At 70.5% G+C, this 12,236-nt stretch carries 11 protein-coding genes and 2 pseudogenes; 7 read left to right on the plus strand and 6 right to left on the minus strand.

The features are described 5' to 3' along the window. Nucleotides 1-1,124: AMP-binding protein (locus Q0A33_RS04885; RefSeq protein WP_291793963.1), on the minus strand; the 1,124-nt coding region annotated here is incomplete at its 3' end. 125 nt (nucleotides 1,125-1,249) lie between these two features. On the opposite strand from Q0A33_RS04885, the gene Q0A33_RS04890 reads away from it, so the two are divergent. The 4 genes and pseudogenes from Q0A33_RS04890 to Q0A33_RS04905 all read left to right on the plus strand — a co-directional run. Continuing rightward, nucleotides 1,250-1,936 carry a 4'-phosphopantetheinyl transferase superfamily protein gene (locus Q0A33_RS04890; RefSeq protein ID WP_291793966.1) on the plus strand — a complete coding sequence of 229 codons (687 nt, stop codon included), beginning with the start codon at nucleotides 1,250-1,252 and terminating at the stop codon, nucleotides 1,934-1,936. 152 nt (nucleotides 1,937-2,088) lie between these two features. Continuing rightward, entirely contained in the window at nucleotides 2,089-3,588 is a 1,500-nt protein-coding gene (locus Q0A33_RS04895; RefSeq protein ID WP_291793969.1) for a hypothetical protein, read from the plus strand. A gap of 88 nt (nucleotides 3,589-3,676) precedes the next feature. Then, nucleotides 3,677-3,970, plus strand: coding sequence for a helix-turn-helix domain-containing protein (locus Q0A33_RS04900; protein WP_291793972.1), 294 nt, complete (start codon nucleotides 3,677-3,679; stop codon nucleotides 3,968-3,970). Between the two features lie 479 nt (nucleotides 3,971-4,449). Then, nucleotides 4,450-5,082 (plus strand): annotated as a pseudogene (locus tag Q0A33_RS04905) (HipA domain-containing protein); the annotation flags it as partial. 150 nt (nucleotides 5,083-5,232) lie between these two features. Here the strand turns inward: Q0A33_RS04905 and bla are convergent. After that, entirely contained in the window at nucleotides 5,233-6,363 is a 1,131-nt protein-coding gene (bla, locus tag Q0A33_RS04910) for a class A beta-lactamase (protein ID WP_291793975.1), read from the minus strand. Next, a complete protein-coding gene (locus Q0A33_RS04915) occupies nucleotides 6,356-6,886 on the minus strand; it encodes an AAA family ATPase (RefSeq protein ID WP_291793977.1) in 531 nt (176 codons plus the stop codon). Before Q0A33_RS04915 ends, bla begins: the two co-directional genes overlap by 8 nt. Before the next feature lie 109 nt (nucleotides 6,887-6,995). Between Q0A33_RS04915 and Q0A33_RS04920 the strand changes: the two genes are divergently transcribed. After that, nucleotides 6,996-7,352, plus strand: coding sequence for a DUF1801 domain-containing protein (locus tag Q0A33_RS04920; RefSeq protein ID WP_291793981.1), 357 nt, complete (start codon nucleotides 6,996-6,998; stop codon nucleotides 7,350-7,352). Here the strand turns inward: Q0A33_RS04920 and Q0A33_RS04925 are convergent. Further along, nucleotides 7,329-8,054, minus strand: a complete 726-nt coding sequence (locus Q0A33_RS04925) for a hypothetical protein (RefSeq protein ID WP_291793984.1) — start codon at nucleotides 8,052-8,054, stop codon at nucleotides 7,329-7,331. The two genes, Q0A33_RS04920 and Q0A33_RS04925, sit on opposite strands and share 24 nt — an antisense overlap. 60 nt (nucleotides 8,055-8,114) lie before the next feature. Between Q0A33_RS04925 and Q0A33_RS04930 the strand changes: the two genes are divergently transcribed. Beyond that, a complete protein-coding gene (locus tag Q0A33_RS04930; protein ID WP_291793987.1) occupies nucleotides 8,115-9,638 on the plus strand; it encodes a PLP-dependent aminotransferase family protein in 1,524 nt (507 codons plus the stop codon). 15 nt (nucleotides 9,639-9,653) lie between these two features. Here the strand turns inward: Q0A33_RS04930 and Q0A33_RS04935 are convergent, their stop codons facing one another. After that, nucleotides 9,654-10,940, minus strand: a complete 1,287-nt coding sequence (locus Q0A33_RS04935) for an MFS transporter (RefSeq protein ID WP_291793989.1) — start codon at nucleotides 10,938-10,940, stop codon at nucleotides 9,654-9,656. A gap of 97 nt (nucleotides 10,941-11,037) precedes the next feature. On the opposite strand from Q0A33_RS04935, the gene Q0A33_RS04940 reads away from it, so the two are divergent. Further along, the gene (locus tag Q0A33_RS04940; RefSeq protein WP_291793992.1) at nucleotides 11,038-11,727 is read left to right on the plus strand and encodes an endonuclease III; all 690 of its coding nucleotides are present in this window, start codon (nucleotides 11,038-11,040) and stop codon (nucleotides 11,725-11,727) included. A 5-nt stretch (nucleotides 11,728-11,732) separates the two neighbouring features. Here the strand turns inward: Q0A33_RS04940 and Q0A33_RS04945 are convergent. Next, nucleotides 11,733-12,236, minus strand: a pseudogene (locus Q0A33_RS04945) (hypothetical protein); the annotation flags it as partial.

Below are 12,236 nucleotides of genomic sequence, written 5' to 3' on the forward strand. Positions count from 1 at the left end.
GAGCGGTAGGCGCGGTCCCAGCCCAGCGTGGGCATGGGTGCGTACTTCTCCGCGTCCTTGGCGGGATCGAGGTAGCGGGCCAGGCCCACTCCGCCGATGATGAGCTCACCGGTCTCGCCCGCGGCCACGGGGATGCCCGCGGAGTCCACGACGGCGAGGTCCCAGCCGTCCAGCGGCAGGCCGATCCGCACCTCGCCGGTACCCAGCGGCGCGGCGCAGGCGACGACGGTGGCCTCGGTGGGGCCGTAGGTGTTCCAGACTTCGCGGGTGCCGTCGGAGAGGCGGTGGGCGAGTTCAGGCGGGCAGGCCTCGCCGCCGAAGATGAGGAGGCGCACGCTGTCCAGCGTCTCCGCCGGCCAGAGTGCGGCCAGCGTGGGCACGGTGGAGACGACCGTGATGCCGCGGCGCGAGAGCCACGGCCCCAGGTCCATCCCGGACTTCACGAGCGAGCGCGGTGCGGGCACGAGGCAGGCTCCGTGGCCCCAGGCCAGCCACATCTCCTCGCAGCTCGCGTCGAAGGCGACGGAGAGGCCGGCCAGCACCCGGTCCTCGGGCCCCAGCGGCTCGTCCCGGCAGAAGATGCGGCCCTCGGCCTCCACGAAGGCGGCGGCGGACCGGTGGCTCACGGCCACGCCCTTGGGCTTGCCGGTGGAGCCGGAGGTGAAGATCACCCAGCAGTCGTCGCCGGGCCTGGGCGCCCGCAGAGCGGGGGTCTCCGCGAGCGGCCGGTCCGTCATGCGGGTGAGGGTGCGGCCGTCCGTGATGACAGCGGCGACACCGGCCTCCTCCCACACGGTGCGGGCGCGTTCGTCCGGGTCGTCCACGTCGACGGGCACGTAGGCCGCCCCGGCCATGAGCACGGAGAGGATCGCCACGTAGAGGTCCGCGGAGCCGCTGGACACCCGTACGCCCACCTTGTCGCCGGGGCCCACGCCGGCCGCGGCCAGGCGGAGTGCCTCAGTGCGCATCTCCATGAGCAGCTCCGTGTAGGTGAGGACGCGCGTCCCGTCGTCGAGGGCCGGGGCCTGGGGATGGTCGGCGGCGACCTCGAGGAGGAGGTCGATGAGCGTGCGCTCCGGCGGTGCCAGGTGCGCGCCGGGGAACTGCGGGGACTGAGTGTTCACGTGCCTTCTGCGGGTGCTGGTGCGCCGCGCCCGGTGGGACGGCGCAGGCGGCGCGGCGTGTGTCCACGCTGACCGCGGTGCGAGACTGGGACCTGCTGATCCTATGCGGAGGAGGTGGACCGGCCGTGACGGCAGATGACGTGCAGGTGTACTGGGCATGGCGTGCAGGTGACGCAGGCGGTGGTGCCGCCGGTGACGGCCTCCTCCTCGCGCTCGCCGCCGAGGTGTGGGCCGCGGACCCGGCGCTCGCCTCCGTGATGCGACGGAAGGGCGTGCCGTGGGTGCGGCTGGACGGAGGTGCTGCGGAGCGCTGGGTGCCTGCGTCTGTGTCTTCTGCGTTCGTGTCCTCCGCTTCCACGTCCTCCGGCCGCGAGGTGAGGGTGGCGGCGTGCCTGGGGCCGGGTGCTGGGTCGGCTGATTCTGGACCGGATCGTCCCGGGCCTGCCGTCGGCATCGACGCGGAGGTGTTGGAGGCCTTCCTCCGCTCCGGCACGCAGCCGGGGGCGTTCGCGGAGGTGGTGCTGGCCTCGGCGGAGCGGGAATGGTTCCGGGCCGCAGCGGGTGAGATGCCTGCACGGCGGCTGGCCCTGCTCCTGCGGACATGGGTGCGCAAGGAGGCGGTGCTGAAGTCGCTGCACACCGGCCTGGATGTGGCCCGAGGCGGCCTGGCACCGCAGGAGGTGGCGCTCAGCGCGCCCTGGGAGGAGCCGGTCTGCCTCAGCCATCCCGAGGTGCGGCTGGAGGACAGTGAGGTCCAGCTGCCCCTGGGTGGGGGAACGCTTCTCGTGTCCGCTGCTGTGCGGGAGGGGTGAGAGGAGCAGGGCCATGAGCGTGGACCCGGGGGAGCGGTGCGCGCACGTGAGGGGTGCGGGTGCGGCGCGTGCGTCCCGGCTTCCCTCGTGTGGAGTTGGCCCCTACACTCGGTATCGAATAGGTGTTCTAATCGAGTGTCTGGACGTGCGGGATGGAAGAGACGGGGAGCTGTGGAGCCGGGGCGCTCGCCCTGCTTCCCCTCGAGGACTTCCTGCAGGAGCCCGAGGCGGGCCCGGCCGTGGCGGAACCGGAGCCTGCTCCGGGTGGTGGACCGGAGTGCCAGGTGGGGCCGGCCTCGGCGCGGGCAGTCCTGGAATTCGCAGTCACGGAGATCCGCCGGGTCAACGGTGCAGGGGCGGCCCGGGCCCGTGGGCTGAGCCCGGGTGCGGCCTGCTTCTCTGCAGCGGGGGCGCTCTCGCTCGACCTCATCGACGCAGACGATGCGCTCGCCCTCGACGTCCTGGAAAGCTCCCGGTTCCCCCGTCTCATTCCCGACTGCTGGCGGGAATCTGCGGATGCGGAGTTGCTGCTCTACCGCTGCGCGTGGCTCAAGGCGCACTTCCCCGTGGAGTTCCTCGCGGCGCTCATGGAGTGCGGTGAAGGGCCTGCACAGCGCCTGGCGGCAGCGGCGGAGGCACGCAGGGTGCGGGTACCTCTGCTCCCGGCGGACATCAACTTCTCAGGGCGCACCCACCTCGTCACGCCTGCGCGTGGGACGGCGAAGGCGATCAGGCTTCCGCTGCCGGATGGGCTGTTCGGTGCGCCTTTCGTGGGATCGGGCCGGGCCCACGCGCTTTCGGAGAGGGACTGGGGCCGGCTTCGCAGGGCTCGTCCGTTCTCCTCTCTGGCAGACGTGGTTGCGCGCGCTCGCCTACCCCGGGGTCTGCTCATGGATGCGGCGCAGGCGGGAGCCTTCGATTCTCTGGTGCGACGTGAGGGCGAAGCTGAGGAGGCGGCACGTGCACGCGCCATCACTCTCACGCGTCAGAGCACTGCGACTGGGCGGAAGCGCGGGGCGGACGGTCAGCTCGAGCTCATCGGCGAGGAGGACGTCGAGGTGCGGCAACCCGGTGCTGCGCAGTCGGATGCTGCTGAGGCCAGTGCTGCGGGATCCTTTCCCTTCGGCAGTGAGGTCGAACGAAGCGGATCGCTTCTGGAAACGGAAGTCGGCGGGGACGGTGAGCGCGAGGGGGCGGATGAGGAGACTGCTCTCGCGGCGGGTGATGCGGCGGAGGAGTCGGCAGGGGCGCTGATCGCGGGTGAGCCGCTCCGTGCGGAGTTCTATCGTGGGTCCGATGTCGCCGAGCGCTTCGCCCCGCTGCTCGCGGAGCTGGGAGTGACGCCTCTGGGGGAGCTGTCCGCCTTCCGCCCCGGCAGTGAGGTGGTGCTCGCCGGGCTGCGCGTCTCCGCGCCCGGATCAGGGAGGGGAGAGGCCTCGGTGGAGGTGAGCATCGAGGACGGCACCGGCAGGGTCGATGCCGTGCTGGGCGGAGGATTCCATTCGGCGGTGCACACGCAGCTCGCGGGGATCTCCCGGATGGTGCTCCACGGGCGGGTGCGCGATGACGAGGGCGGCGGCACGGTCCTGGAAGCTGATGAGGTGCACGATCTCACGCAGATGTGGCGGGACTGGCAGGCGCTTCGCGGCTGATTCTTCAGGACGGTCCTACTCGGTTAACAGCTGTTCCAGCTGCCTTTCACGCCTATAATGGACATTGGAGTAGCCGTAAGGAGGGCAAGTGAAGTCTGTGAACCCATATGCGCAGCGTGATCTTCGGGAGTTCGGGGAACACGTGCGGAACTGGCGGAAGGTGCAGAACCTGACGGCGGATGAGCTGGCTGCACGTGCGGACATCGGACGCAGCACGCTGCGGGACATCGAGACCGGTCGAGGGACCACGCAGTTCGCGGCGGTCATGTCAGTGATAACTGCGCTGGGCATCGACCGGCCTGTCGTGGAGGCCGCGGACCCTCTCAATCACGATCTGGGCAGGATGCGCGCCCACCTCATGCACCGGGAGCGAGTGCGGTGATCAGAGAGAGGGAGCTGACAGTCTCCATCATGCTGGCCGGCGGTGAGACGGTGCGGTGCGGGACGCTGTCGGAGTTCGCAGGCGGCAATACGGCGAGCCGGCTGCGGTTCACCTATGCTCCGGACTACCTGCGACGGGTCGATTCCGTGACGATCAGTCCGGACCTGCCTCTCGTGCGAGGTGAGCTTCACCCTCCGCGTCATCTCCCGGTCTTCTCCGGACTGCGCGATGCGATGCCGGATGCGTGGGGACAGCGGCTCGTCGCGCTGGAAGCCAGACGCCGTGGTATGCCTGTGACCTCGTCCCTGGTGACGGGTGACCTCTTCCTCGTGCCGAACAACACCCGGCAGGGGGACCTGCTCGTGGAGCCTGCGGTCGAGGACGCGGACGTGCCGCCTCTCGCTGCTCTTGAAGCATTCGGACCCGTGATCGAAGAGTTCGAGTTGGGGGACGATCCGTCCGATCCCCGTCTTCTCTCCATGTTGCCGCTCGGCACATCGCAAGGCGGTGCCAGGCCCAAGCTGGCCGTGCGCTGGACTGACGGCAGTCTGGCGATCGCCAAGTTCCCGGCAGTGGGAGACCGGTGGAACGTGGCGCGTTGGGAGGCGGTCGCCGCAGAGCTGGCGACAGCCTCTGGTCTTCCAGTTGCGCCTTTCACCGTTGTGCCCCTCGGTGGCGAGGCGGATGTGTTCGTGACCAAACGGTTCGATCGTGTAGGCGAGCGGAGGATCGGCTACTGGTCGGGGCAGACGCTCCTGCAACAGGAGGACACGCGGGGGGTGTCGTATGTCGATCTGCTCTCCTTCGTGCTGTACTACGCGGAGGACAAGGGCGCGGCTGGTGAGCGTCTCTTCCGGCAAGCCGCCTTCAGCGTGCTGACGGGCAACGTCGATGATCACTTCCGGAACTTCGGCATGCTTCGCGGTCGCGGTGACCGCTGGCGGGTGGCACCTGCATTCGATCTCAACCCGTTTCCTCGGCCGAACACAGTGGCGGCGACCCCACTCACCGGTGATGACGATCCTCAGGACAGGCAGCTGCAGAAGCTGCTGGATCGGCACGATGACTTCCGACTGTCCAGTGCCCAGGCCATCGCCGTTCTCAAGGAGGTGGAGGAGGGGACGCGGAGCTGGGCTGAAGCGGCCCGCGGGCACGGGCTCGATGCCGAGGCGGTCAGACGTATGCGTCGGGCGTTCGAGGGAGAGCAGCGGGACTTCGTTCGTGACCTTCCCGGTCCGGACGCAGGCGGCCGGGGCGTCCGGTCAACAGTGCTCACTCATGCCCCGGACGGCCCCCGGCCTCGAGATCGCGAATGGATCGAGGCACACGAACGAGCTGACGGCACGCGAGTGCGGGGTCATTGGCGGATGCGGCGCCGGCCCGGGAGCTGAGACCGCGGCCTGCCCTCCGACCGTTTGCCGGAGCTGCTCGACGGCTGCGGCTGCGGCGCCGGAGACCAGGCGGTCGTCGTAGCCGGCGTCCTCCTCCTCGCGCGAGGAGAGCACCGAGATGACGAGCGGGGCTCCGTCGGTCGGCCACACCACGGCCAGATCGCCGCGTGAGCCGTACATCCCTCCTCCGGATTTGTCCCCGACCGTCCAGTCGTCCGGAAGCTCTGCGCGCACGAGCGTGTCTCCGGTGCGGGTGTTCTTCATCCACGTGGTCAGAGCGGCCGTCTCCTCGTCATCGAGTGCTTCGCCGAAGACGTACTCCCGCAGGTTCTGCGCAGACGCCCGAGGCGTGGTCGTGTCCCGTGGATCTCCCGGCAGGGCTTCATTGAGTTCGGGTTCGATGCGGGAGACCGTGGTGCCTGTGTCCCCGAGCGCGTTCAGCTGCGCGTCGAAGGCCTCCGGCCCTCCGAGTTCGGCGAAGAGGACGTTCGCGGCGGTGTTGTCACTCTGCGTCAGTGCCGCTTCACAGACCTCCTCGAGGGACATGGACTGCCCCACACGGGTCTCGGTCACCGGCGAATGGGAGACGATGTCCGATTCCTCGATCGTCACGGTCTTGGTGAGTCCTGCCGTGCCCACCTTCTCGAGCAGAGCCGCAGCCGCCAAGGCCTTGATCGTCGAGGCGTAGGCGAACCGTTCGTCGCCGCGCCAGGAGACTTCGCGGCCTGTGCCGGTATCGACTGCGTACACGCCCACCCGTGCATCGAAGCGGTCCTCGAGGGCGAGGAAATCCGAGGAGTCCGTCTCCGGCGCCTCCGAACGGGTGGTTTCCGACGCAGTCGCCTCGGAGGCCGGAGGCGTCCCCGCAGTCTCCGGCGCAGTCGTCGCCTCGCCCCCGCAGGCAGACAGCAGGGCGAGGGAGAGGACACCGAGGACGGCGGTGGAGCGGAACGAGCGCGCACGGGGGCGCGTCTGGCCACTGAGTCGCTGGCTTCTAGTCATCCTGGGATCCTCGCATCCATTCTGAGAGACCGAGGATCTGTTCGGCGAGGGCGCACGGAGTGAGCCCGTCGGTCTCGATGCGGTGGACGCCGTCGGGCGCTGCCCGGTCGAGCCGGCCCGCCATCCTGGCGCTGCGTTCCAGATGGCGTCGGAGGCTCTCGCCCTGCTCGCGGCCTCCCAGCCTCTCAGCAATGGACGCATCGCTGGCGCGCAGCAGCACGCAGGTGACCTCGGCCGTTCCTCCCACGGCGTCGCGCAGAGCCTCGGCCTCCAGCACCGAGACGGTGTTCGTATAGATGAGACGGTGATATCCGAGCGCGCGGTAGTTGGCCCACATGGAGGCGAGGTTCCGCTCCGCGAGGCGGTGCTTCCATGGGGCGGGGTGGGCCAGATCGAGGTTGTCGCCTTCGATGACGGCGTGCTGCACGTCGTGGTCGGACAGCAGATCATGGAGCGCAAAGGCGGCGGAAGACTTGCCCACGCCGGAGCGTCCGCCGATGAGGATCACCTGAGGATTCGCCATACTTCATTGTCCCAGGTCTGAAGGCTGCGCTCGCCGCCTCCGCCCCGCGCACCCCTGCGGGCATAATGAGCCTGGAGCCCCTCACCTCTGCCTGGGAAGCGAGACTGTCATGACTGCGATTGCCGACCACGACGCCTACATCGCCGCGGCCGCCGAACCCTTCCGGCCTTCCCTCACGCACCTGCGCACACTCCTGCGTGCAGCACTGCCGGAAGCGGAGGAGGTGGTGGCCTATGACATGCCTGGGTTCCGGATCGACGGCACGATCGTCGCCGGCTATGCGGCCTTCACGCGGCAGTGCGGGCTGTATCTCCTGCCGGGGGCCATCTCCCGGCACTCCGAGGAGATCGCGGCCGCCGGCTTCAAGGCGACCAAGACCGGCATCACGTTCACCCCGCGCTCGCGGATCCCGGACGAGCTCGTGCAACAGCTGGCGCGAGCGTCACGAGACGACGCCCGGGCCTGACGGCCGCGTCCCGGCAGCCTGCTGCCCAGCTGCGGACCGCTGCCCGCCGGGGCCTCGCGCATCGGAGCTCTGCTCATCAGCTCCCTGTCCATCGGATCCCTGCCCGCCGGGAATCCGCGCGGCGAAGAACGGCAGCGTCCGCTGACACAGGGGCCCGATCCCCACGGCGAACACGAGCGTGCCCATTCCCACGTTCCCTCCCAGCAGCCAGCCGGCAGCCACCACGAACACCTCGATCCCGGTGCGCGCGATCCAGATGGGCACGCCCCACCGCTCGTGGAGGCCGGTCATGAGGCCGTCCCTGGGCCCGGGCCCCATGCGCGGCGCGATGTAGAGACCCGAGGCCACGGCGAGCAGGACCATCCCGGCGGCGAAGAGGGGGATGCGCAGCCAGAGTGCGGAGACCTCGGGCACGAGGAACAGGCCCACCTGAGCGCTGGTGCCGACCATGAGCACGTTGAGCACCGTGCCCACGCCGGGCCGCTGCCGGAGGGGGATCCACAGCAACAGGACGACCAGGCCGATGAGATTCGTGGTGAGTCCGAAGGGCAGCCCGGTCTGTCTGGACACTCCCTGCGCGAGGACGTCCCACGGGGAGACTCCCACTCCGCCCCTCACCATGAGGGCGATGGCGAAGCCGTAGAGGAACAGTCCCAGCAGGACGGCGGACAGTCGGATGGTGAGGGTGCGGTGCTTCTGCATGTCCTCACTCTCGTTCCAGGTGGCATTCGTTTCCAGGGCCAATTGGAATACAGTGGCCCCATGAATCCACTGCAGGTCGCCCCGCACACCCTGGCCCGCTCGCTGGGGGACTGGCAGGGGGACGGTCCGCTGCACCGTGCGCTCGCCTCCGGTCTGCGCGTGCTGATCCTCGACGGGCGGGTTCCCCTCGCCGCCCGCCTGCCCTCCGAGCGTGCGCTGGCCCAGGCGCTCGGCCTCAGCAGGACGACCGTCGCGGGTGCCTACGACACGCTGCGTGCCGACGGCTATGCGGTGAGCCGGCGAGGCTCGGGCACGGTGGCCGCGCTGCCCGGTCCCTCGCTCTCCCTGCCCTCCGTGCCGGGGACGGAGGGCCTCATCGATCTGAGCAGGGCCTCGCCTCCCGCCGCCTCCGCCGTGCCCGAGGCCGTACGCGGGGCCGCCGAGGATCTGCCGCGGTTCCTCCATGACAGCGGCTACGACGGCACCGGACTGCCGCACCTGCGTGCCGTCATCGCCGCGCACTACACCGACCGAGGGCTGTCCACCGCGCCGGCGGAGGTCCTCGTCACCCTGGGCGCGCAGCACGCGATCCACCTGCTCACCCATGTGCTGCTGAGCCCCGGGGATCGCGCCCTCATCGAATCGCCCACGTACCCGCACGCCCTTGACGCTCTCCGCAGCGCCAGGGCCCGTGTGGTGCCCGTCCCCGTATCCGCCGAGGACGGCTGGGACATGGACGTCGCGCTCGAGGCCCTGCGCCGCTCCCGCGCCGCGCTCGCCTACCTCATGCCGGACTTCCACAATCCCACCGGTGCCAGCATGCCCGCGGACGCCCGTGAGCGGCTCATCGCAGCCGCGGAGCAGTCCGGCACTGTCCTCCTCGCGGACGAAACGACCGCGCTGCTGGACCTGGGAACTGCCCCTGAACAGAATCCGACCGTGCCCGAGGCCGCCGGACCCCAGAGCGCCCAGGCACCGGCGTCCTCTCCCACCGGTGTCCTCCCACCGCCGCTGGGTGCCGGGGTCCGGGGAGGCGCGCGCACCGTGGTGCACATCGGTTCGGCGGGAAAGCTGTTCTGGGGCGGTCTCCGGGTGGGGTGGATCCGTGCGGAGCGCGGACTCATCGACCGTCTCGTCTCCGCGCGCTCCGCCTTCGACCTGGGCACTCCTGTGGTGGAGCAGCTGGCAACCGCGCGGCTGCTCGAAGCACTGGCGCAGGTGCGCGCCGAACGCGGGGAGCTGCTGCGCGCAGGGGAGCAGACACTGCGACGACTGGCGGCTGTGCATCTGCCGGACTGGGAGCTTCCGCCCGTCGCCGGTGGGATCTCCGTATGGGCTCGTCTGCCGCAGCCCGGTTCCTCCGCGCTCGCCCTCGCCGCTCACGCGCGCGGGCTGCTCGTACCTGCCGGTCCTCGGTTCGGCCCTGACGGCTCCGCCTTCGAGAGGAAGATCCGGCTGCCCTTCACCTCCTCGCCGAAGGAGCTGGAGGCCGCTGTGCCGCTGCTGGCCGAGGCGTGGGGACAGGCGCGGGGCGGCGGCCGCCCACCACGGAACCCACGGCGCATCCCGGACACCGTCGTATGAGACCAGCGGCCGCACTCAGCTCGCGGCCCGCTTTCGCCTCTCACCGACGACGACGTCCTGGCTTGCGAGGATCCCCGCCACCAGCTGCAGGACGAGCGCGAGGAGCAGGACCGCCAGAGGCGCGGCCCATCCTCCGGTGAGGGAGTGGACCGCGCCGAACCCCAGCGGCCCGAGGCCGGCGATGACATACCCGCTGCCCTGCGCCATGGTGGAGAGCCCGGCCGCCTGCTGTGCGTCCGCGGACCGTCCGACGATGTAGGACAGGGCCAGGCCGATCGCCGCACCCTGCCCCAGTCCCAGCAGGGTCAACCAGGCGTAGCCGCCGGCGGCGGGGGCGAGGAGCAGTCCCAGCAGTCCCGTGCCGGTCACGGCGACCGTGAGCACCACGAGCACCCATCCGCGGCGCATGCGCGCGGCGACGACCGGTGCCGCGAGAGAGGCGAGGATCGCGGGGAGGGCGGAGTAGGCGATCATCAGCCCGGCCTCGGCGGCGGACACTCCTGCGTCCTGCAGGAGGGCGGGAGTCCATGTGAGGAACGTGTAGTAGCCGGCGCTCTGCAGCCCCATGTGGGCGGTGACGGCGAGCGCCGTGGGATCCGTGACCAGCGTCCGGAACCTGGACGGCACCGGAGGACCGGCCGCGCCCGAGGTCGGCCTCGGGCGCGGGCCCCGTCTCAGTTGGGGGAGCCAGAGGGCGAAGGCGAGGAGCGCGGGGAGCGCCCAGATCGCCAGTGCCCTGCGCCAGTCGCTGCCGGGCGCGTGGGCCAGCGGTGCGGTGGCGCCCGAGGCGATGGCCGGTCCCATGAAGAGCACCATCGAGTACAGGCCCATCATGAGGCCTGCGCGGTGCGGGAAGTCCTGTTTGATGGCGGGCGGGAGGAGCACATTGCCCACCGCGATCGCCGCGCCCAGCAGGACGGTGCCTGCGAAAAGCGCGGTGAGGCTGGGGTGGAGACGCAGCAGGATGCCGGCTGTGAGCACCAGCATGAGTATGCCCAGCAGACGATGGGTGCCCAGCCTCCTGCTGAGCAGGGGAGTGAGGAACGCGAAGGCCCCGAAAGCGAAGACGGGGATGGTGGTGAGCAGGCTGGCGGCGGTCGCGGAGAAGCCCAGATCGTCCTGGATGTCCGTGAGCACCGGGCCCACGGAGGCCACCGCCGGCCGCAGATTCAGCCCGATGAGGATGAGACCTGTGCCCAGCAGAATCGCACTGCCCGTCCGGCGAGCTCCTCCGCTGCTGTGGGAGGGCGGTCCGGAGGCGACGGGAGCGGGCGAGGAGTCGCCGGAGTGGGGAACGGGCATGGGCTCATTCCAACCCCGTCCCCGCCTTCAGAGCAACCCGCGTGGCCTCAGTGCGTGCGGCGGCGCAGTTCGCCGGGGAAGCCCTAGGGTGAGGAGCATGGGAGGACCTGATGGGCACACGGGCACGGACGGAGGCACATGGGTGGCGGAAGCCGCCGCACAGCGCCGGCTTGCGGACCTCGACCTGCGGACGCTTCATACTGACCTCCTCGCCGTGCATGGTCCGCAGGGCTGGTGGTGGCCGGCGCAGGACCGCTTCGAGATGATGGCGGGTGCCGTGCTCGTCCAGAACACGCGCTGGCAGAACGTGGAGATGAGTCTCGACTGGCTGCGCGCGGCTGACCTGCTCCGGCCCTCACTCCTGCGGGCGGTGCCCGAGGAGGACCTGCGCGCCCTCATCCGCCCGTCGGGGTTCATGCGGGCCAAGGCGGCAGCACTCCGGGCGCTCGCCGCCTGGACCGAGGAGCGTGAGGCGGAGGTGCCGGGGCTCAGCGACGGTGAGCTGCGAGCGGAGCTGCTCGCCCTCCGGGGGATCGGGCCTGAGACGGCCGATGTCATCGGGCTCTACGGCTATCGCCGTCCGGCATTCATCGCGGACGCCTATGCCCGGAGGCTGCTCACGGCTCGCGGGTTCGCCGTGCCGCGGAGCTACGAGGCAGCACGCCGTGCGCTCGCCCCGGCCCTCGCCGAGGCAGGCCTCGCCGTGGCGGATCTGGCGGAGCTGCACGGCCTCATCGTCGAGGAGGGCAAGCGCTCGCAGGGTGCTCGTCCGGCGGGAGGCGGATGAGTCCGTCAGCGAGGATTGGCCGTGCGGCGGACCCAATCGCCCATCCCCGGGGTGATGAAGCGCAGACCCCCGGCGCCGTCACGATAGATCGTGCCCTTCTTCATGAGCCGATCACGCAGGTAGGACACCGCAGTGACGCGCTCGTCCAGCACGGCGGCGACGTGCCCGCCGTTCGGCGCCGGATGGGAGAGTTCGGCGGCGGCGAGCGCTGTGAGGTATTCGCGCTCGCGGGGGCTTGCGTCTTCCCACCGGCTGAGGAAGAGCTGGTCCAGATCGGCGACGATGCGCGGCTCGGCCTCCCGGGCGTGCTGTTCCGTGATCGCGGTGCGGCCGTGGGAAGCGCGCCAGGCGAAGTGCCCGGCGACCTGGATCGCGTACGGATACCCGCCGGAGAGTGCGAGCAGCGCCTCGACCGCTTCCGCGGTCATGGGCCGGTGGGAGCGCTCCGCCGGCCCGCTGAGCGCTGCGCGTGCGTCCGAACCCGGCAGCGTCTCGAGAGTGTGCCACTC

The organism is Brevibacterium sp., from assembly GCF_022712115.1.
Lineage (GTDB): Bacteria > Actinomycetota > Actinomycetes > Actinomycetales > Brevibacteriaceae > Brevibacterium > Brevibacterium salitolerans.